The organism is Gardnerella sp. 30-4, assembly GCF_001641215.1.
In the GTDB taxonomy this organism is placed as follows: domain Bacteria; phylum Actinomycetota; class Actinomycetes; order Actinomycetales; family Bifidobacteriaceae; genus Bifidobacterium; species Bifidobacterium leopoldii.
In genome coordinates this window covers 1-21,789 of record NZ_LXJL01000002.1, presented here as the reverse complement: position 1 = coordinate 21,789, position 21,789 = coordinate 1, and the positions used below count along the sequence as shown (strand labels likewise).

General features: G+C 42.3%; 17 protein-coding genes and 1 pseudogene. 10 read left to right on the top strand and 8 right to left on the bottom strand.

The genetic code is table 11. From position 1 onward, the window contains the following. Positions 1–84 precede the first annotated feature (84 nt). Positions 85–1,110 carry a LacI family DNA-binding transcriptional regulator gene (locus tag A5294_RS00240; RefSeq protein ID WP_004118431.1) on the top strand — a complete coding sequence of 342 codons (1,026 nt, stop codon included), beginning with the start codon at positions 85–87 and terminating at the stop codon, positions 1,108–1,110. Between the two features lie 148 nt (positions 1,111–1,258). On the opposite strand, the gene A5294_RS00235 is transcribed toward A5294_RS00240, so the two are convergent. Then, positions 1,259–2,038 (bottom strand): TraX family protein, encoded by a 780-nt coding sequence (locus A5294_RS00235; protein ID WP_032835183.1) that lies wholly within the window; start codon positions 2,036–2,038, stop codon positions 1,259–1,261. Between the two features lie 134 nt (positions 2,039–2,172). Further along, entirely contained in the window at positions 2,173–3,873 is a 1,701-nt protein-coding gene (locus A5294_RS00230; RefSeq protein WP_064340170.1) for an alpha-amylase family glycosyl hydrolase, read from the bottom strand. A gap of 258 nt (positions 3,874–4,131) precedes the next feature. Between A5294_RS00230 and A5294_RS00225 the strand changes: the two genes are divergently transcribed. The 6 genes and pseudogenes from A5294_RS00225 to malQ all read left to right on the top strand — a co-directional run bounded on the left by A5294_RS00225 (position 4,132) and on the right by malQ (position 13,258). Beyond that, on the top strand, positions 4,132–5,361 hold the full coding sequence (locus tag A5294_RS00225) for an extracellular solute-binding protein (protein WP_064340169.1): 1,230 nt from the start codon (positions 4,132–4,134) through the stop codon (positions 5,359–5,361). 159 nt (positions 5,362–5,520) lie between these two features. Further along, complete coding sequence (locus A5294_RS00220) at positions 5,521–6,927, top strand: carbohydrate ABC transporter permease (RefSeq protein WP_004104794.1); 1,407 nt, start codon at positions 5,521–5,523, stop codon at positions 6,925–6,927. Further along, positions 6,924–7,853: a sugar ABC transporter permease gene (locus tag A5294_RS00215; RefSeq protein WP_064340168.1), complete on the top strand. Its 930-nt coding sequence runs from the start codon at positions 6,924–6,926 to the stop codon at positions 7,851–7,853. Before A5294_RS00220 ends, A5294_RS00215 begins: the two co-directional genes overlap by 4 nt. Positions 7,854–7,862: 9 nt before the next feature. Beyond that, positions 7,863–8,408, top strand: a pseudogene (locus tag A5294_RS00210) (ABC transporter permease subunit); the annotation flags it as partial. A gap of 311 nt (positions 8,409–8,719) precedes the next feature. Further along, a complete protein-coding gene (gene pulA, locus A5294_RS00205; protein WP_064340167.1) occupies positions 8,720–10,729 on the top strand; it encodes a type I pullulanase in 2,010 nt (669 codons plus the stop codon). A 279-nt stretch (positions 10,730–11,008) separates the two neighbouring features. Next, on the top strand, positions 11,009–13,258 hold the full coding sequence (gene malQ / locus A5294_RS00200; RefSeq protein WP_064340166.1) for a 4-alpha-glucanotransferase: 2,250 nt from the start codon (positions 11,009–11,011) through the stop codon (positions 13,256–13,258). A gap of 183 nt (positions 13,259–13,441) precedes the next feature. On the opposite strand, the gene A5294_RS00195 is transcribed toward malQ, so the two are convergent. The 3 genes from A5294_RS00195 to A5294_RS00185 all read right to left on the bottom strand — a co-directional run bounded on the left by A5294_RS00195 (position 13,442) and on the right by A5294_RS00185 (position 15,927). Beyond that, positions 13,442–14,053 (bottom strand): DUF624 domain-containing protein, encoded by a 612-nt coding sequence (locus A5294_RS00195; protein ID WP_004104802.1) that lies wholly within the window; start codon positions 14,051–14,053, stop codon positions 13,442–13,444. Between the two features lie 192 nt (positions 14,054–14,245). Beyond that, positions 14,246–15,079: a carbohydrate ABC transporter permease gene (locus tag A5294_RS00190; protein ID WP_004104804.1), complete on the bottom strand. Its 834-nt coding sequence runs from the start codon at positions 15,077–15,079 to the stop codon at positions 14,246–14,248. Beyond that, positions 15,076–15,927, bottom strand: a complete 852-nt coding sequence (locus A5294_RS00185; protein WP_004118392.1) for a carbohydrate ABC transporter permease — start codon at positions 15,925–15,927, stop codon at positions 15,076–15,078. Before A5294_RS00185 ends, A5294_RS00190 begins: the two co-directional genes overlap by 4 nt. Positions 15,928–16,228: 301 nt before the next feature. Between A5294_RS00185 and A5294_RS00180 the strand changes: the two genes are divergently transcribed. Continuing rightward, a complete protein-coding gene (locus A5294_RS00180) occupies positions 16,229–17,242 on the top strand; it encodes a LacI family DNA-binding transcriptional regulator (RefSeq protein ID WP_004118390.1) in 1,014 nt (337 codons plus the stop codon). A gap of 162 nt (positions 17,243–17,404) precedes the next feature. On the opposite strand, the gene A5294_RS00175 is transcribed toward A5294_RS00180, so the two are convergent. Together A5294_RS00175 and A5294_RS00170 are read right to left on the bottom strand one after the other, a co-directional pair. After that, the gene (locus A5294_RS00175; RefSeq protein ID WP_064340165.1) at positions 17,405–18,748 is read right to left on the bottom strand and encodes an ABC transporter substrate-binding protein; all 1,344 of its coding nucleotides are present in this window, start codon (positions 18,746–18,748) and stop codon (positions 17,405–17,407) included. A 358-nt stretch (positions 18,749–19,106) separates the two neighbouring features. Beyond that, positions 19,107–19,817: a histidine phosphatase family protein gene (locus A5294_RS00170; RefSeq protein WP_064340164.1), complete on the bottom strand. Its 711-nt coding sequence runs from the start codon at positions 19,815–19,817 to the stop codon at positions 19,107–19,109. A gap of 169 nt (positions 19,818–19,986) precedes the next feature. Here A5294_RS00170 and A5294_RS00165 point away from each other — a divergent pair, with 169 nt between their 5' ends. Both A5294_RS00165 and A5294_RS00160 read left to right on the top strand, forming a co-directional pair. Next, positions 19,987–20,445, top strand: a complete 459-nt coding sequence (locus A5294_RS00165) for a hypothetical protein (RefSeq protein WP_064340163.1) — start codon at positions 19,987–19,989, stop codon at positions 20,443–20,445. 44 nt (positions 20,446–20,489) lie between these two features. Next, positions 20,490–21,296 (top strand): nitroreductase family protein, encoded by an 807-nt coding sequence (locus A5294_RS00160; RefSeq protein WP_064340162.1) that lies wholly within the window; start codon positions 20,490–20,492, stop codon positions 21,294–21,296. Between the two features lie 35 nt (positions 21,297–21,331). Here the strand turns inward: A5294_RS00160 and A5294_RS00155 are convergent, their stop codons facing one another. After that, on the bottom strand, positions 21,332–21,589 hold the full coding sequence (locus tag A5294_RS00155) for a hypothetical protein (protein ID WP_064340161.1): 258 nt from the start codon (positions 21,587–21,589) through the stop codon (positions 21,332–21,334). Positions 21,590–21,789: the final 200 nt, after the last annotated feature.

The window sequence follows — 21,789 nt, the reverse complement described above, 5'->3', positions numbered from 1 at the left end:
TTACATAACACTTATATGTTCTTTTTGAAGGGTATATATAACACTCTTCATATTTGAGCAAAAACAAAGAACAGAAGAAATAAAATGTCAAAAAACAGTATTAGCGATGTAGCTACGCTAGCAGGGGTTTCCATAGCCACTGTCTCTAGAACTTTCGCTCACCCAGACAAAGTAGCGCCAGCAACACGAGCAAAAGTTACGCAAGCAGCAGAACAACTCGACTTTACTGTATCAAGAACCGCAGGAGTACTGAAATCAGGCAAATCATACCGCATAGCACTACTTATTGGTAGCAGTCGCATAGAATGGTTTAGTGCTTCTATTATTGAAGGATTAAACGCTACGTTGCACGCAGCCGGATATGATCTAGTAATTTATTCAGTAGATGGTATCGAACAGCGTAAAACTTTCTTCAAAGAACTACCTTTACGCGGTAATACTGATGCCGTAATCGTATCTTCTTTCGATATCAGCAACAATGAGGCAGAGCAACTTCAACGCATAAAGGTACCTATTGTGGGCATTAATTGTGTAGCGTCTAAAATTCTTTCTGCAGCAATCAGCATTGACGATACTGCAGGAATTAAACTTGCAGTGCGCCATCTCACTACTTTAGGCCACAAAAAACTACTGTATGTTTACGAACATTTTAATTCACCACTTCGCTTCAGTTCTTCGAGACGAATTACCAGTTTTGAAACGATATGCAACGATACACCAGGAGTTCAAGGGAAAATCTTACCAATTGACTTTGGAGACAATCCCTTAGATGCCACTATTTCAGAACTATTTTCAAGCAGCAACCCTCCTACTGCACTGTGCTTTCACCAAGATTCCACAGCTATACCGTTCCTGTTTCGTTTACAAAAACTAGGCATACGAGTGCCAGAAGATTTGTCTATTATTGGTTTTGACAATAGTACTTTTGCAGAAGCATTAGGCTTAACTACTATTCGACAAAATCCATGTCTGATGGCTCAGCAAGCCGCAAATATTGCTTTAGCACTTATTAACGAGCAGCCAATTACAAGACGCCATATTACAGCTCCGCTTCAGCTTCTAATCCGAAACTCAACTGGTCCTGCCCCAGACATTACATCTGCAAACTGATTAGCGAATCAGATTAGAAAACTAGGTTTAAACGCTATGCAAGGCGTAGTACCAAACTCGCTTTATAGCAAACCCTGATTTGCTATAAACCCTGATTTGCGGTAAAACTCGCCTTACAAACAAATCCAAAAACTGCTACGAAATGTTTTCAACGCAAGAATACTGCAAACACTGACGCAATGATCAACATCAGCGGATACCACACATACATAACACAACGGAATGTCGTCGAGTTTTTAGGACCATCACCATAAGCGCTACGATAATGCAACACAGCCACACCAATACCAGGTGCAAGCATCGACATAGCACCGAACATTCCTGCAGTCATCTCCATAGTAATTTCGCGCTTTTTTAATAATTCAAAAAGAAGTACGAAAATAAGCAAAGTTACACCGCCGAAGAAAATTCCATGCTGCACAAAAACTTTTCCTATCAAATTCCAAAGAAGACCCGCAATGATAAGCACAGTAATAGCAAAACCTTTACTAAATCCGCTTAAACGCTCCCTAATTGTATCTATACTCGAAAGTACAAATAGTGCGATAACCATTGCAAATACAGGATTTTGCGAACGCATGTCGAACAAACATTTTGAATTCACCAAATCGTATGGAACTTCGCAGACCACTGCTAAAATCAACAATCTTAACATGTAAAGATTCAAATTATGAGTATTGTGATATCCGCGTACTAATATCCACGCATACCATGGCACTGCAGTCCAGCTTATAAATTCGCAAACTAATATGACTGTCAATGCGAACATATTATTGGTTACTGTTCCGCCGAACATTCGTGCAATTACTGTGTTACTAAATGCACCTAGCATAAGCATAAAAGCGCCGAGCATTTTAAGTTTATTGAGCGTGATTCCAGTTTTTATGTTACGGTCAGCACGAATTGGTTTGCCGTTTGCGTCAAGCATTTCCTTATTCGCGTTACCGCTATCACGCATTATTGCTTTACCACTATTAATACCCATTGCACGTCCTTGTTTATTTGCGCATACCTAGTTTATATAAACTTTATCTGTAGTTACGTATCTAACTAACCTGTAATTTACATTCCAAACACTGCAAAACTTTGAGCGCCGAGTGTTAAGCAATCACCATTAACTGATATTTCTCCAATTTTAAGTAATGGATTGTAAGCAGATTCTTGCGTAAGATTCGCTAATGCTTCTAATGAAACTGTTTCGCTATTTACACCTGGGTTCATAACCACAATGCTTCGTTCCACAGCTGATTCTCCTACGTCACCTTTTGCGCAACGCTCGTAAGCAAAGCCGCGGCCGTCAACCGGAGCATACAAAACTCTCCAAGACGCGTCAGCTTGCAAAGATTTGCGACTATGGCGAAGCGCAATAAGCGAGCGCACCCACGAAAGGAAGGAATCTTCGCAATTAATTTGCGCAGAAACAGTTGGAATTTCACCACTTTCCACTGCTTGTTTTCGAGAATTTGCGCAAGTTCTTCCGTCTGCTCGCGCTTCAACAGGCAAGTATAATTTAGATTTTGCAGCCATCGAGAAGCCAAAATTCTTTGCATCGTCCCATTGCATTGGCGTACGAGTGCCCGTACGAGCGTAGCCGCCTTCTTTTGTTGGAATATCGCGATATTTCATGCCAATTTCGTCGCCATAATACACGAATGGCACGCCTGGCATAGTGAGTATCATGCCGAAAGCCACGCGACGCTCACGATCGCCAAGACGCGGAGCAAGACGCGGCGTATCGTGATTGCACGTGATGAAACTAAAGTAACCTTGCGAATAGGTTGACTCATATTGTGGGCAATAATCGTCTAAAAATGGGCAAATACTGCCGCCGCCGTGCGCATTAAAGTAGCTGTGATCATGCTCAGGATTGCCGTCTAAAGCATTATCAACATCACGAGCTAAACGTGCGTAACCGTTAGGGTTTCCATCCCAGCGCCAATTCAAATAGAAGTCCATGTCGAATCCTGCAGTAAGAGCCTGACGTGGCCTGCCCCATTCGGACACAAAAGCAGCCTGCGGATACTCTTCTTTCACAGTGCCAAGCATTTCCTGCCATGCGCGAATTGTATTGTCTTTGCCAAGGCTTCCTTCGCCATTATTGTCATCGTTTTTTACAAGCGAATCAGCCATATCAACTCGGAATCCATCCGCACCAAGCGAAAGCCAAAATCGCATAATATCAACCATTGCAGCGCGAGTTTCTGCCGCTTCTTTGGAATCTGGAGCGGATTGCCAAGCTCGATCCCTATGTGCAAAACCGTAGTTTAATGCAGGCTGACATTTGAAGAAGTTTAGAATATAAGTGGCGTCACGTTCAGTTTCACCGCCAATAAACGGCATAGAATAGCCGCTAAACGCACTGTCTGTCCAAATATATCGCTTGCTAAATTCGTTTTCTTCAGCTTTCGAACTTTCCTTAAACCACTCGTGTTCTTCACTCGTATGACCCGGCACTAAGTCAAGCAATATGCGGATTCCTCGGTTGTGAGCTTCACTAAAAAGCTGCTTTAAATCTTCGTTCGTTCCGTAACGCGCAGCTACTTTTTTGTAGTCGCGCACGTCATAGCCCGCATCTTTAAAAGGCGAGTCATAGCAGGGATTAAGCCAAATTGCGTTGCAACCAAGCGATTTTACATAGTCTAACTTTTCGATAATTCCTTGAATATCGCCTATGCCATCGCCATTGGAATCACAAAAACTTTGCGGATAGATTTCGTAAAAAACCGCGTCTTTAAGCCACTGAGCATGATCGTATAATGCCATTATTTCACCCTTCTAGCGTTGTGCTACTTAGTTTACACACAACCACTTGAAAAAATTTATAGGGCAAAATATACAGACTAACCCGCCACTCATTTGCAAACGACACGATATCCGTGTATACTACACAGTGCTTACGAACGGATTTGTGAGACTTGTGACGCTGCTCTACGCAGCAATCGCGATGTTGCGCCACAACGGAGTCCGTTACTACGCCACCAAATGATATGCCGGTTTTTGGCATGATATAGGAGGTCAAGGATGACGAATATTAAGAAGATGCTGGGTGCAGGTCTTGCAGTTGCTACTTTGTTTGGATTTGCAGCTTGCGGTTCAAGCACTAACAATAGCGATAAGAAGGCTGCTGATTCAGCACCTGTTCAGCTCACCGTTTGGGGTTCTGCTGACGATCAGAAAGATGGCGGCTGGATTAAGACTGTTGAAGCAGAATTCAAGAAGGAAAATCCAAACGTTACTTTCAAGAACGCTGTTGTTGAGCCACCAGACGCTGCTAAGGCTGTTAAGCAGGATGCTAAGGCTGCTGCTGATGTGTTCCTCTTCCCTAACGATCAGCTCGGCGACTTGGTAAAGGCTGGAGCAATCGGCGAATTAAGCGATGACGCCACAAAGCAAGTTAAGGAACAGAACGAAGATACTTTGATCAAGTCTGTTACCGCTCAGGACGGTAAGCTTTACGGCGTTCCTTACACCGGCAACACTTGGTTCATGTACTACAACAAGTCCAAGTTCTCCGCTGATGACGTTAAGTCCCTCGACAAGATGCTTGAAAAAGGCAAGGTTTCATTCGATCTTGCTAATGCTTGGTATCTCCCAGGCTTCTACCTCGATGGCAATATGACTCTCTTCGGCGAAAGTGGAAACGATGCTAAGGCTGGCATGAAGCTCAGTGATAAGGCTGCTGAAGTTACCAAGTACATTGCAACAAAGCTCGTTGGAAACGAAAAGCACTTCGTACTTGATGGAAATGGTCGCGGCTTGGCTGGCTTGAAGGACGGCTCCGTTGATGCAATATTCTCCGGTTCTTGGGATGCAGCCAAGGTTAAGGACGCCTTGAAGGATAACTATGCTGCAGCTGCTCTTCCAACCTTCAAGACTGAGTCTGGCGAGCACCAGATGAAGTCCTTCGCTGGTTCTAAGGCTGTTGCTTACAACACCAACACCAAGTCTCCAGAGATGGCTGCTAAGTTCGCTGCATTCTTGGGCTCCAAGAAGTCCCAGCAGATTGCTTTCGAAAAGGAAGGTGCAATTCCTTCTGACAAGTCCCTTGCTGACAGCGTAAAGGCAGAGCCAGCTGCTGTTGCTCAGATGGAAACCATTGCTAAGACTTCTGTCTTGCAGCCAGCAATTCCTGAAATGGGTAAGTTCTGGGATCCAGTTCAAGCATTCGGCACTTCTATCTCCACCGGTAAGATTACTGGCGATAATGCTGCCGCGCAGACCGCAGAATTTGCTAAGGGCCTAGAGAAGTAAGTAAACAAAACTTACTCTAGCCAACAAATCTAAATAGATGCATAAGCAGTGTTTTATGCACTTTGAGTAAAACAATGCGCCCCAGCCCCCGCTCCGGCAAGGGGTGGGGCGCATTGTTTATCTTCTACAAAATAATTTTGTTTACATGAAAGGCATGTCATGACTGGCACGACATCCACAAAGCGAGAAAGACGCCAGAAGAAGACGTCAACTGCAGAACGCTTTGCTCCTTCACCTTATTCACTGAAAGAGGCTGCAAAACATGCGGACATTCTTTCATGGATTTCTGTTGTTATATTTGGCTTTGGCAATTTTGTCCGCAAGCAATACATCAAAGGCGTTATATTCTTAGCGTGTGAAGCAGCTTTATTCGGATTCTTATTTACAATTGGATTGGATTATCTTCCAAAAATTAACACTCTTGGCACAGTAGAACAGGGCAGAGTTAAAGTCAACGGATTCTGGCGATACAGTGCGGGCGATAATTCTGTAGAAATTTTACTGTATGGAGTTATGTCGATATTAGCGATTGTATTGCTTGTATATCTGGCAACTCTCGCTCTTCGCAGCGCGTACAAAGCGCAATCTGTAATGGCAGACGGCAAGAAGCCACTTAATTTCATTGATGATGCTAAGACTCTTCTTGACGAAAAAGCACACGTCGGTTTTATGACTCTTCCAACTGCTGGCATTGTGTTATTCACAATTTTGCCATTGTTCTTCATGATTTCTATGGCTTTCACAAGCTATGATGAGAATCATCAACAAAAATTCAGCTGGATTGGGTTAGACGTTTTTTCTCAATTCTTAACCGGAAAAAGTGATTTAATTAAAGCTGACGTATTCTTTGACGTATTAATCTGGACTCTTGTTTGGGCATTCCTTGCAACCTTCCTGAACTTCTTCCTCGGCATGTTCATTGCAATGATAATCAATAGAAAGTCCACTCGTCTTAAGGGATTGTGGCGAACTTGCTTCTCACTTACAATTGCAGTTCCACAGTTTGTTTCATTGCTTATTATGAACAATATGCTTAGCCAGAACGGTGTTATTAACATTGTCTTTAAGCAAAACGGTTGGATACATCAAGAGCTTCCTTTCCTTACGGATGTAACTTGGGCTCGAGTGACGGTAATTCTTATCAATCTTTGGGTTGGTATCCCATTCACCATCATGCAGATTACAGGTATCTTGCAGAACGTTCCTGCAGAACTTTACGAAGCTGCAGAGCTCGATGGCGCAGGTTGGTGGCAACGTTTCATGAACGTCACAATGCCATACATCATCTTTGTTATGACTCCATATTTGATTACTACCTTTACTGGCAACATCAATAACTTCAACGTTATTTACCTCTTAACAAAAGGTGGTCCAGCAAGTAGCAAAGTCAACAGTGCAGGCGGCACCGACTTGCTTATCACATGGCTCTACAAGTTGACTGTTGACCAGCAAAACTACAACGCAGGTGCAGTAATTGGTATTTTGACATTCATGGTACTTGCCGTCGTAGCACTGATTACGTATCGCAACTCTGGATCTTACAAGAATGAGGAGGGATTCCGGTGAGTGATAAAACTACAACTAAGAACGAAGAAGCTGTTGTAAAGAGCACTCGTAGTGTTTCTTTCCTTAAAGATCAACATGTCAGAAGAGTAATTGGAGATACTTTCTCGCATCTGTTCTTGCTGGTGTTGTCAGTTATTTGGTTGATTCCAATCTTGTGGGTTTTGTTAGAAAGCTTCAACAAGAACACTGGTTCCTATCAGAAAACCTTCTTCCCAACTGAATACTCACTAAATAACTATATAAAGTTGTTTACCGATACCGATGACATTAATTTCCCACGAATGTTCCTCAACACTTTGATCGTGTCAATTTTCGTGTGCATTATTTCTTTGGTGTTTGTGTTAGCAGTGTCCTTCTGCATGTCTCGTCTCCGTTTCAAAGGACGTAAGACATTCATGAATCTTGCTCTGATTCTTGGTATGTTCCCAGGTATCATGGCTGTTATTGCTATCTACTTCATTTTGAAGGCTCTTGGCTTAACAAAAGGTTCGATTGTATTAATCGCACTTATTATCGTTTATTCTGCAGGTAGCGGTGCTGGCTTCTACATTATGAAGGGCTACATGGATACTATTCCAAAGTCTTTGGATGAAGCTGCATACTTGGATGGATGCACAAAGTGGCAAGTATTCTGGAAGATTATTGTTCCAATCTGCAAGCCTATGATTGTGTTCCAAGCAATTACTGGATTCTTGGGACCATGGTTAGACTTCGTTATGGTGAAGACAGTAGTGAGAGACAATAAGGAAAACTACACAGTTGCTTACGGATTAATGGAGATGCTTACCAAAAAGTATCTACCTGATTGGTACGCTGCATTCGCAGCAGGTGCTGTGTGCATTTCCATACCAATCGTAATCCTGTTCATTATTATGCAGCGCTTCTACGAAGAGTCCATGTCTGGCTCCGTTAANAGATGTGTATAAGAGACAGGTTTCAAAGGACGTAAGACATTCATGAATCTTGCTCTGATTCTTGGTATGTTCCCAGGTATCATGGCTGTTATTGCTATCTACTTCATTTTGAAGGCTCTTGGCTTAACAAAAGGTTCGATTGTATTAATCGCACTTATTATCGTTTATTCTGCAGGTAGCGGTGCTGGCTTCTACATTATGAAGGGCTACATGGATACTATTCCAAAGTCTTTGGATGAAGCTGCATACTTGGATGGATGCACAAAGTGGCAAGTATTCTGGAAGATTATTGTTCCAATCTGCAAGCCTATGATTGTGTTCCAAGCAATTACTGGATTCTTGGGACCATGGTTAGACTTCGTTATGGTGAAGACAGTAGTGAGAGACAATAAGGAAAACTACACAGTTGCTTACGGATTAATGGAGATGCTTACCAAAAAGTATCTACCTGATTGGTACGCTGCATTCGCAGCAGGTGCTGTGTGCATTTCCATACCAATCGTAATCCTGTTCATTATTATGCAGCGCTTCTACGAAGAGTCCATGTCTGGCTCCGTTAAAGGCTGATAATTTACAGGATATAAATTTACTGAAGGCTGAGACGCTTTCGAGCGTTTCAGCCTTCTCTTTCGCTAGACAACACGAACACATAAAAATAAAAAATAACTTAACACACTCGCCGTTTGACTTAATACGATAATGGCTATCGCATAAACCCTACCGTGTTTAGCCAAATAGTGCCGCAAAACATAAAAAACTTGATAACAGAACAATAAGTAAATAATAAAATTTAAAAAACTGTATAATGACTAATACGATTAGATAATTTAGAAAATTTAGACAATTCGCAAAATAGCGAAAGAAGAAGGATACCCTATATGACGACTCCATCTTCGGCAACATGGCCTGTATACGAAGGACCTCTTGGATTTACTTTAAATGCTAAATCTACAACATTTACCGTATGGGCACCAACTGCACAGAATGTGACGTTAAGACTTTTTGAAACTGGAAACAACAGTGAGCCAATTCAAACACACGAATTGAAACCGTTGCATGACGGAGCTTGGCGGATTAATTTCCGTAAGCGTTTAGACGGCATATACTACGATTATCTTGTTACTTTCCAAGATGGCACAGTAAATCGAACTAGTGACCCTTGGAGTGTAGCAAGCGGTGTAAATGGTGAGCGCAGCCTTGTCATAGACGATGAGCGAGTGTCTCCTGCCAATTGGCATAAAGATAAGTCTCCTAAGTTTGTGCGCCATGCAATGGTTGTGTGGGAAACGCATGTTGCAGATTTCAGCAGCAATCCTAATGGCGGCTTTAAGTCAGAGCATAGAGGCCAATATCTCGCTTTTACTGATGAACATACATCTTTGCAAAATCCAAATTCTTCTGAATACAACTTCCCTACTGGCTTGGATTATTTAAAGCAGCTTGGCATTACTCATGTGCAACTCGAACCTATTTACGATTTTGCAACAGTTGACGAATCCACAATCGACAATGCGCGCAAAAATGGTGCTTCAGCAGAAGAATTAGATTCTCTATACAACTGGGGCTATGATCCTCACGCTTACAACGTTCCTGAAGGTGCTTATTCTAGCAATCCTTACGATGGCACTGCGCGAATTCGCGAATGCAAGGCAATGATTGCGGCATTACATGCTAATGGTCAACGCGTAATTATGGATGTTGTTTATAATCACATGTACAAGTCCGCAGAAAACGCTTTCGAATGCATGGCTCCTGGGTATTTCTGCAGGCGAGACTCTGACGGATCTTTTGCTAACGGCTCTGGCTGTGGAAATGAAATGGCTTCTGAACATCCTATGTTCCGCAGGTTTATTATTGAATCTTTGCTGCATTGGGCACGCTGCTATCACATTGATGGCTTCCGTTTCGATCTTATGGGATTGACTGATACTGAAACCTTAAATCAGGCACGAACTGCATTAGACAAGCTTCCTGGCGGTAAAGATATTGTTATGTATGGAGAACCGTGGGGTGCTTCGGATCCTGCTGTTGATGAGAAAGTTCCGATGGGAGATAAAGACGGCAGAGGCACTCTTAACGAGCGCATAGGCTGGTTTAGCGACGAGTCTCGCGATTCCCTCAAAGGCAATGTTATGAACCATCGCGACCGTGGATATGTTAATGGCAATGAGTTCTGGTGCTCAGATGCGGCTCGCCAAACTCTTAATGCATGGCGTGATACTCCTTCTGCAGGTAAAGAAGTTGGACAGATTGTTCAATATACTTCTGCTCACGACGATTTGACTTTGTGGGATAAGCTTTGTATCTCTATGCGCGAGAATGCTAGCGATTTTGAGTTTGACGCTCAAGATGTACAACAAGTTGCGGATATTTTGAACGCTAATATGTTTGCAGCTGGAATTGTTTTGTGCTCTGCAGGCACGCCGTTTATGCTAAGCGGAGAAGAGTTTGGACGCACTAAGCACGGTTGCGATAATTCTTATAATCGCGGTGTACTAATGAACCAGCTTGACTGGGCGCGCACTGAACGTTTCAATCCGCTTGTTCAATGGTATCGTGCACTTATAAAGCTTCGCGCTGAATATAGCTCATTGTATGACGGCAAACGCAAACAACTTGAAACGTCTAACCATACTGTTTTGGCTACGCGCATTGGCAATAATCTAATTGTTTGCGCAAATCCTATGTATCATGAAGATGCAACTATTCAACTACCTGCAATTCATAGTGCAAAATCTCAAGAGTGGCATTGCGTACTTAATTCAAGTGATTATTTTGCTAAGTGGACTGGAAAACAGCCTGACACCAAGGTAAATATTACAACTGAAAAAAGCGCTGCTACCCTACACTTGCCTATCAGAACTTTTGTTGTGCTTAGCAACAAGTAATTGCGTTTTAGTAAGTAAAAAAAAAATAATAAACTATCAGACGATCGCAACTAAACATGAGTAATCACGACACTTGTGTTTAGTTGCAATTACTTATAAAAACTAGCAAATATGTCGCAACGCTAATTTGCAAACGATGTCAGGTATTTATATAATTGACAGGCAGGGTGTATTTCAATCCAGAGATGTATTGATTTACGCACTATCGCCATAGTTGCACATTTGGCACACTTACGACGATGTTAGGAATGTGCCAAATCATAAAGTAGAAGGAGCACCATGACAACAACAGCTACTGGCAAAGCTGATGCTGATAAGCCTATGGAAGAAAGCGCAGAACGTCTTGCACGTCCACTTATTAAGCTTGCTAAGGCGTGCGGCGTTGCCACTTTTTATATTGATCAGCAAGGAAGCTACACCGAAATTACAGATGAAGCATTAGTTGGAGTACTTGATGCATTAGGCATGCCTGCCGACACTCAAGACAATATTGCAATTTCATACGAGAAGGTTCAGCGCAAACGCTCTAGCGAATTATTGCCACCAACTGTCGTTTCGTTTAATGGCGCAAAAACTTGCGTACCAATTCACGCAGGAGATGCCAAAAAAGAGCAAATTCATATTTCTCTTACACTCGAAGATGGAACAGATTATGAAGGCTCGTTAGGCGATATTCAATCCGAAGACAATGGAGATTTGTTCATTGAGCTTCCGGATGATTTGCCAATGGGCTACCACACTTTGCATGCTAAAGTAATCAACACGAATGGCGAGACAGCTCAACACGCTGATGTTACATTGATTGCTGCACCTGCGCGTATTCCGTTGCCTGAAAGCGTTAAGCAAAAGCATCGTTGGGGATTCATGACGCAAATGTATTCTGTGCGTTCAAAAGATTCTTGGGGAATTGGCGATTACGGCGATTTGCGTCGCTTACTTAAGGATGCTGGAGAAATCGGCAAGGCTGATTTTATGCTGATTAATCCAATCCATGCGTGCGCTCCAGTAACACCTCTTGAGCCTTCACCGTACTTGCCTGAGTCTCGTAGGTTCTTGAATGTCACTTATATTCGTCCGCAAGATATTCCGGAATATGCTGAATTAAGCGGAGAGGATCTTGCCAAAGTGGAGCAATTGCATGAGTCTATTGCTCCTCAAAACAATAATCCAAATCCTATAGATATCAACGCTGCATGGGATGCCAAGCTTCCTGCGTTGCGTATTATTTTCAAGCAACCTCGTTCTACCGAACGCGAGCGCGAGTTTAGTGAGTTTAAGCATCGTTCTGGTGAAGATCTTGACGCTTTTGCAACTTGGTGTGTTGCGTTTGAAGTTTGGGGTGCTCCTTGGGGCGAGAATTTGTGGTTTGACACTACAGGCAAAGGCACTCCGCAAATTGAGCGACTTAAGCGCGAACACGCTGATTTGTTTGAGTTCCATCGTTGGCTTCAGTGGATTGCTGATGAGCAAGTTGCTGCAGCTCACGCTGAAGCTAAAGCTGCTGGTATGGCAATTGGTCTTATGCAAGACATGGCAGTTGGCGTACACGGCTACGGTGCTGACGTTTGGTGGAGTCCGGAACGATTTGCTAATGGCGTAAGCGTTGGTGCTCCTCCTGATTTCTACAACCAGCAAGGTCAGGATTGGGGTCAACCTCCATTCGATCCAAATTATTTGGATGAAACTGGCTATATTGCTTACCGAGACATGGTTCATAACGTGTTCTTGCACGCAGGAGCTGCTCGTATTGATCACGTTCTTGGATTGTTCCGCTTGTGGTGGATTCCACAAGGACAAGGTGCTAGAAACGGCGCATATGTGTACTACAACGTAGATGCAATGCTCGCAGTTCTTACTGTTGAAGCAACTCGCGCAGGCGGCGTTGTTATTGGCGAAGATTTGGGCACTGTTCCGAAGTATGTTTCTAAGGTTCTTGCATCTCATGGCGTGCTTGGCACTGTTGTTGAATGGTTCACTCACGACGACGAAGCTGAAGCTGCTACTAAGAAGGCTGGAAAGAAGCAAATTATTTTCGCTAATCCGTCTACATATCGAGAGTATGCTCTTGCTTCCGTTACTACGCACGATATGCCACCTACAGCTGGTTATCTTGCCTTTGAGCATGTCAAGCTTCGCGAGCAACTTCATCTGCTTACAGACTCCGTAGAAACGTTCCAGGAGGCTGCTCAAGCTGAACGCGATGCAATGATGAAGATGCTTCTTGAGAACGGCTGGATTAGCAAAGATGCTGCTGAGGATGTTGAAGGCCATGTACAAGAGATTGTGGAAGCTATGCATGCGATTATGCTCACTTCCCCATCTTTGCTTTTGCAAGTTGCTTTGGTTGACGCTGTCGGCGAGAAGCGTTCACAGAATCAGCCTGGAACTAGTACAGAGTATCCAAACTGGCGTATTCCACTTGCTGATGCTGATGGTCGTGTAGTTCACACCGATGAAGTATTTAAGTCACCACGAGTGCTATCTATGACGGCAGTTATGCGCGGCGAAAATACACGGAAGCATGTATAATCTAATAGTTGGTTTACTGATGAACTGACTCTATTCCCCCTCGTAAGGAATATGATTTGCATAGTAGCAAATCAAAATATTTCTTACATGATGTCCTATGTGAGGCGAGCATCTATAATAGTGCTCGCCTCATTAATTTTTTGCCGATTACCCCAATTTTTTAATTATTCATATAACTGTCAACTACTCTTGCTTAATATACTTTGCAAATACCCGCTCTAAAATCGGAGTATGCAGCATAATAAGCGATCCCCAACCAATGAATACCAACAAAGGCAAACCCTGCGGCAAATATACGATTGATGCAAATATTAACACAATAAACACTATATCTAGCAGTGTCATTATAAGAGTTTCTTTCCAATACGAAATACCAAAAATAAGAGAATTAACCACTGTTTTATCAATTGAATTTTTAAAACGCGCTTGTAGTGCAAACACCCATTCGGCAACAATAACCCACAATATGCTCAGAATAAATTTAATAATTAAAAGTGGAGTAGACCACACGCAAAGCCATAGCCAAATAATAGCAAGCAAAACTGGCCCCATTACAGCCCAAATAATAGTAGATTCCAAAAAATTGCTAGCAAACGCGCGAAAATAAGCTGCAGTAATATGTCCTTCACCTTGCTCTGTACGTCTTGCAGCATCATGACCGGCACAAAGAGAAGCACCGATAGTAATTAAAGGAATGCTTGTTAAAATCATCAATATTGTAAGCCACACGGCATCAGCAAATGTTTCCATGCTTTGCGCAAACTTTGAATCTGGGCTTCCAAACGAGAAAATCATTCTATACTATCTCCTGGTTTTATGACGCAATTCCTATGCTCTACTATCTATAGATACCTTTAACAACGAACTCTACCACCTAATTACAAACTAGCGTAACTATTAAAAAAAAATAATGACGGTGTGCACAAACGTAATAGTATGTGCACACCGCCGCTTTTACTGCCACTTGAATTTTGGAGGAGAATTAATTTATCCCTTTACTGCACCAGACATAACACCTTTGATAATGTACTTCTGGCAGATGAGATAGAAGATTATGATTGGAACAATTGCCATAACCAAGCAACCCATCATGGCACCCATCTCAACAGATCCATAACCACCCTTCAAATACTGAACAGCTATAGAAATCGTCTTATACTTGTTGAGATCGAGCGTCAAGAATGGAAGCAGGAAGTCATTCCAAATCCACATTGCCTGCAAGATTGAAACCGAAATAATAGCAGGTCGCATAATCGGCACAATAATCTGGAAGAATATACGTGGTACAGAAGCACCATCAATCATTGCAGACTCTTCGAGTTCTTGCGGAATACCCTTAATCACACCAGTGAAAATAAACACTGCAAGTCCTGCACCAAAGCCTAAGTAAATAATCCACAATCCCCATGGAGTATTCAACTTTAAAGTGTTCGTAATGTAAGCAAGGGTGTACATAACCATCTGGAACGGCACAATCATGTTAAACAGGAACAAAACGTATAGAAGTTTTGCTGCCCAATTGTTCACACGAACAATCCACCATGCACACATTGACGTGCACAGAAGAATGAGGATTACAGAACCAACAGTTACAACAATAGTCCAGAGGAAACTCATTGGAAAATCAGTACGATTTGAACCTAATACGTAGTTAGACATTCCAACAAACGATTTTGAACTAAAAGTAAAAGGATTGCTTGCAATATCAACCTTAGACTTGAAAGAATTCAGTACCACTAAAGCTATAGGGAAAATCCATAACAAGCTTATAAGAGTGAACAGCACAGTCCATAACGCAGGATGCTTTGTTTTCTCGTTCATGCCGCTACCTCCTTTGACCTAGTGAGCATATTCTGAACCATAGCAATAACAGCCACGACAATGAAGAACATGACTGCCTGAGCCTGACCAACGCCTTCACATCTTGGAGTAGTGAAAGTTCTATAAATATTGAGAGCTAACATCTCTGTTTTCCTTGACGGACCACCGTTAGTTAATGCGAAGTTCTGATCGAAAAGCTTGAAGCCGTTGGTAATTGTTAAGAATGTGCAAACAGTAATAGAAGGCATCATCAATGGAATAGTAATCTTGAATAAAGTCTGCCTTGGGCTTGCACCATCGACAGCAGCTGCTTCCATAACATCTCCTGGAAGAGCCTGCATTCCTGCGATATAAATAATCATCATATAGCCAATTTGCTGCCAGCAAACAACAATCACAAGGCCCCAGAAACCGAATACTTCAGAGAACGTAATCGTACGATTGAAGTAGCCGAGTATACCATTTAACAAGAGCTGCCAAATATAGCTTAAAACGATACCGCCAATAAGATTTGGCATAAAGAACACGGCTCTGAATATCGTCGTGCCCTTGAACTTCTTAGTAAGCATGTACGCAATTGCAAAAGCAATAACATTAATAATTATTGTTGTAATAACTGCAAAAAGCGTTGTGAACAAAAACGAATAAACAAGATGCGGATCTTTTAAAGCTCTATAGTAGTTACGAAAACCCACAAACTTACCATCAGTCACAGTAGTGAATTTTCTAAAGCTCAAGTACACACCCATAATAAATGGCACTAAGAAGCCAACAACAAACGCAGCAAACGTTGGCAGCGCAAATAACCACCACCATTTACGTATTGCTTTTCCGCTCATACTAATCATGACTCGTCACTTTCTCCTCCTTGAGAGCGACATCCACGTAGACATCGCTGTCCCGAACCAATAACTTCATTCTACTACATGAATTAGCTATGTCAAACGTTGTCATTTTCGATATGTCACTTCAAACAAATATCAGAATTTAATTTTAAAAAATTGCTTATTATCGTTGGCATTCCAGCAAAATTTGCTAGAATAGAAATGTCTGCAAACGTTTGTTTGTTTCGAACTATAAAAGTTCGCACTAAACAATTAAACACAAGGCTGTGCTACACGTTTGTTATACGCGAATAAAGGAGTTCACATGTCGGCAAATATTCAAGATGTAGCGAATAAAGCTCATGTGTCAGTTTCTACTGTGTCGCGCTCATTTACACGACCAAACTTAGTATCTGCATCCACTCGCAATAAAGTATTGGCCATTGCCGAACAATTGAATTTTTCTATTTCGAAATCTGCAGCAGCACTAAAATCTGGTAAAACCTTGCGCATCGCTTTATTGATTAGCGATCAAATTCGCCTATGGTTTTCTGCATCTATTATTCAAGGATTGAATCAAGTATTCCACACAGCTGGATACGATTTGTCAATTTTTCAGATTTCCAGCAGCAAAGAGCGTAGCGAATTTTTCACAATGCTCCCAACTAGACGTAATGCTGACGCTGTTGTTGTGTGTTCCTTTGACGTAAATACCAACGAAATCGCACAACTTAAATCAACAGGCGTGCCAATTGTTGGCATAAACTGCTTATATCCACAAAAATGCGATTTTGACGCGACTATCAATATTGACGATGACCAAGGTGCAAGACTTATGGCACGCCACTTAATCGGTTTAGGGCATCACAATATTGCATATGTGCGCACAACTCGTGACGTTTCACTACATTTCAGCGTATTGCAGCGTTACCATTCTTTTATTGATGAATGCCAAAATAGCGGAATCACACCTACAGAAATTGTGGCACCTGCTAATTCTGATCGCATAAGTGCCATAGTTTCTATGCTTCTTGGAAGTTCAATTATGCCAACAGCAATTGCATGCCAAGAAGATGGGATTGCAATACCACTTATGTTTCAGCTTGCCCGCAGCGGGTATTCTACTCCAAAAGATGTGTCAATTATTGGTTTTGACGATAGTTTTTATGCGCATGAAACTGGCTTAACTACTATTAGACAGGATCCGGTTGATATTGCTTCTACTGCGGCAAATATCACGCTTGCGCTTATAAACGCAGAGAAAGTTGAAGATCAGTATCGCATCGTTCCAGCGCAACTTATTGTGCGTTCAAGCACAGCTGCATTATTAAAAGAATAGACCTTTTGTAGTTTTCTAGAAAATATCGAAATAACAAAATATCGAAATAACAAAATCCGCTAGGACTTAGCACTATGATGTGCCAGTATCCTAGCGGATTTGCTTACGTCACCTTTGCTTGCTTACGTCAGCAGGTGCAACGTCTATTTGTTTATTAATGGATCAGTCGTCATCTTCATGAGCCTGAGAATATTCCTTGGCCCAACCATCCACGAATGCTGTCTTAACCTTATCCCACTTGCCGGTGCCCTGAGCATACTCAAGCAAAGCGGAGCCGAGGTCGTTCTTCCAGTTATCAGATGGCATTACGGTGAAGTTCCAGCTTACTGGAGTCTTACCAGACTTAGCATCTTCAACAGCTGCCTGAGTCAATGGGTTGTCGGACTTGATATCTGCGAAGCTCTTGAATGGAGTGGTGAAGCCCATCTTCTTAGAAATAGCTTCCTTACCAGCATCGGAAGTAAGCAGCCACTTCAAGAAGTCCTTAGTTGCCTTCTTGTTAGCGTCAGACGTCTTCTCATTTATGCACCAGTAGTTCTCAGAACCAGTTGCCAAACCTTGCTTCTCTTCGCCCTTAGCACCAATATAAATTGGAAGCATACCAAGGTCTTCAGCCTTCATACCAGCCTTGGAAAGGTCGCCCCAAGCCCAAGTACCATTCTGATAGAACACAGCTTTACCCTGTGAGAATTCAGCATTAGCATCTTCACCAGTCTTGGAACCAATCTTTGTTGCTGGTGTAGTGGAATCAGTAATGTAAAGATCGAAAATCTTCTTATAACCGTCAAGGAAGCTACCCTTTACCTTTGCAGGCTGCTTGGTAACATGATCTTCCTTGAACTCGTAGTACAGAGGAAGATTTGCAAGATGGGTCTTAAAGCGCCAGTCAGAGCTGGAATCAAAACCTGCAGAAGTGAAGGCACCATCAACACCAAGATCAGCCTTATGCTTCTGAATGTCGTCTGCAACAGCCTTCAACTTATCGAAGGAGTTGATTTCTTCAGCAGACTTTACCTTAGCATCCTTGAGCTCGGTGTACTTCTTAAGCAAAGCCTTGTTATAAATCAAGCCGTAGGTTTCCATTGCATATGGAATTCCAACAACCTTATCTCCATCCTTCAAAGCAATATCCTTGTTCTGAAGCTGGTTATAAAGCTCAGTATCCTTTAAATCAGCAGTGTAATCCTTCCAGCTTGCGTAGCCAACTGGGCCATTGATCTGGAAGAGTGTAGGAGCTTCATCACCCTTACTGATTTCACTCTTCAAAGACTGCTCATAAGTTCCGGAAGCAGCAGTTTGAACCTTAACTTCAACACCTGTTTTCTTGGTGTATGCCTTAGCTACTTCCTTCCACTGATCTGCAGCTTCTGGCTTAAAGTTCAAGAAGTAAACCTTACCTTTAGCAGAGCTGTCACTTGAGGAGGATCCGCAAGCTGCAAGCGCGCCAAAAGCCATTGCCGAGCAAGCTACCAGTGCAATTGTTGATTTAATTGTACGATTCATCATCGAACCTTTCTCCTATGCCGACAATCCCGTCATTGGACTGCCACACCTCTAGGTGTCCTTATCGACAATATTTATTATGCCTCAACTGCTGCAATATTGCAAACGATAGCATAACTAAATTAACGCGTGTCGCCACAAAAACGGCACATAATAATATCTTTAATAAAATTAGCACGTATTTTTGGAAATAATTAAAGGGATTACGCAACAATTTGGCAAACGATTGCGCAATCCCTTAAGGATCATAGTTTAAAACAAATTATTCAATTAAGTTAACTCTGCCCATGAGCAATCTTATATTCCTTAGCCCAGCCGTCAACAAATGCGGATTTAAGAGTAGACCATGCCTTTCCGTATTTCAGCAATTCCAATGCACAATTACATTATCGCCTTTGTACGCGCCCAACACAGAATAATGCGCGGTATCCATACGAAGAAGTCGTGCAAAATCTGGGCTTACTCCAAGCCAGCGCGCAGTAAGAATACGCAACACATGAGCATGCGCAACAATAAGCACGTCCTTACCTAATTTCAATTTAGGCATTGCCATATCAATAATCTTTTGAGTACGATCCGAAACCTCTTGCAAGCTTTCTCCAGAAGTTCTGTGCACATCCACTGCTTCTCCACTAGGAAGCACCTCTTTAGCGTCACTAACCATGTGAGAAGGAAGAACTTTAGGACCATGCTTCCACACATCCCAAGCCTCAACGCCACTTAGTTTAGAAATATCAGCGCGCGTGCGACCCTCAGCAGCACCATAATCCCACTCCAGCGCACTATCGCAAATTGTATACGAATCAAAACCAGCAAACTGAGCTGTTTGCTGCGCGCGACGAAGTGGACTTACAAGCACACAATCCTTATCAAAACCTTTTGTGAACACACACTGCAATCTAGCGCCAGCCTCTTTTGCCTGCTCAACACCAACTTCAGTAAGAGGCAAATCCGTGCGCCCGGTATGTTGACCGGACACACTCCAAGCAGTTTGGCCGTGGCGAAGTAACACCAAGCAACCCTGCTTCGAGCATTCTTTCTGAGAGGATTCTTTAGTGCCGTTATTTTGCATAGTCTTCACATTCCTCACCAGCGCCATGTACACACATCGCACTGGACGCCTAGCAGCACGATTGCTTTACGTAAGCATTTCTTAACTTGCAGCCACTTTGCCGCAAATCAAGATCACTGTTCCATGGTACCGCCAAAATTGGTATTTCGTTACCACTAACATAGAAAATATGACGCAATTATCATCGGCTAATACTAAAACTCAACGAAGCCATCGTGCGGCTCAAGCTACCGTACAACGACTTAATGCAGCAAATCGTAAGATTGAGGCCCTTCGCGAGCGCCGATTGAGAAATCAAAATACTTTAGGAGATTCATTACTAAAATCTGTACTTCCTTCTTTTGCAACGTTTATTGCAGGGCAGATTGCGCATTTAATATGGGAAAAACATGTTGATACTAGAAAAATCAATTTAAACTCTAATAGTCGTTCTAACAATCTTTCTAAAGAAAAAATTGCGCAAAAGCAGCGTATTAAGCAAGAAGAGCCGCTGCTACTGTCTCTTGGATTTGCAGTATTTTCTGCGATTCTTACTACGATTGTTGGTCGCTTAGCAAGCCACGGAACCTTGTTTTATATTGCGCGAAGGCAAAGAAAAAGACAATTGCGCTCACAAAAACGATTTTAATTTATTAAATTTTATAAACTAAATGGCCTTATTTTGAAACGAGAATGCTGAAAGGAATAAGAAATAACGTGCCAAATTTACGCCACAACGAAACTATCGATACTTTACTGAATCGCCGCTCCATTCGCGCTTTTTGCAACGAAGCAATTGACAACGATACAGTTGTCACTCTTGAAGCTGTAGCTCAGCGCGCTGCTTGTAGCCAGTTTTTGAACGACTGGTCAGCGATTAAAATTACGGATAGCTCAATTAAGCAAAAGCTTTCCGAAATTGGCAACCAAACATATATTGCTACAGCTCCACTACTGTACGTTTTTATTATTGATCAACATAGAAACGCTGCAATTGCGCACAAAAATGGCGTAGATACCAGTAGCGACGAGTTTATGCTTAAAACTCGCTACCGCTTTACACAGGCTCAAAATGACGTTATTTTGGCGCTTCATGCCATGGAAACTGCCGCGGAATCTTTGGGGCTTGGTTGCGTAATTCTCGGTTCAATTTTGAACAGTAGAACTCAGCTTATTGATATTTTGAATTTGCCTAAATACACGTACCCCGTGCTCGGCCTGGCAATTGGTAAGCCTGCGCAAAGCCCAGAATTAAAGCCGCGAATGAGCGCTGACATGCAGATTTTTGAGAATACCTACCCTGCTGACGACGCTGAATTATTAGAAAATCTTGCTGATTTCGACAATCGCGTGCATCAATATTACGATTTGCGAAATGCTAGCAGACCAGTTGATGCTTTCAGCGCACAAATTCTTACTATAGCAGCAGACGATATTGCCAAAAAACACGAAGCAGAAGATGTTGAGCAGGTTGCAAGGCAAGGTTTTAACGTTGCGTAAGATTTAGCACCGTTTTAATTTAGTGCCGTTTTAACTTAACGCCGTCTTGGCTTGTACCCGCGCTTTCTAGATTTAGGCTTCGTGCTTGCGGATGGCGAGCGCATATCGGAATACATGCGATCTACCGGGTTTTTATGCGTCAAATGCCAGCAACCGCAATATTCACAAGCATAAACCCACAACTGCGCACCGCGCTCTCGTAGACTCTGCTCCGCAGCCATAAGAGCCTGCCCTTTATTCTTGTACATGATTTTTTGGGTAGATTCGCAACGCCTCGGAGTAAAGAAATACATAGCTTTTATGGTAGCAAACCGCTTAACAGAGCTTATACAAGACGTACGCAATTGCGTAAATCACGCATTATTCCTAAACTTAAGCCACAAAACACGTTCACAAAAGTTCAAAATAAATTCAATTTATTATAATTTAGTTCAATTTTTCTACTATATTTCTACTATTTTTTACTATTTCTCGTCATTTTTTGAAAAATTAC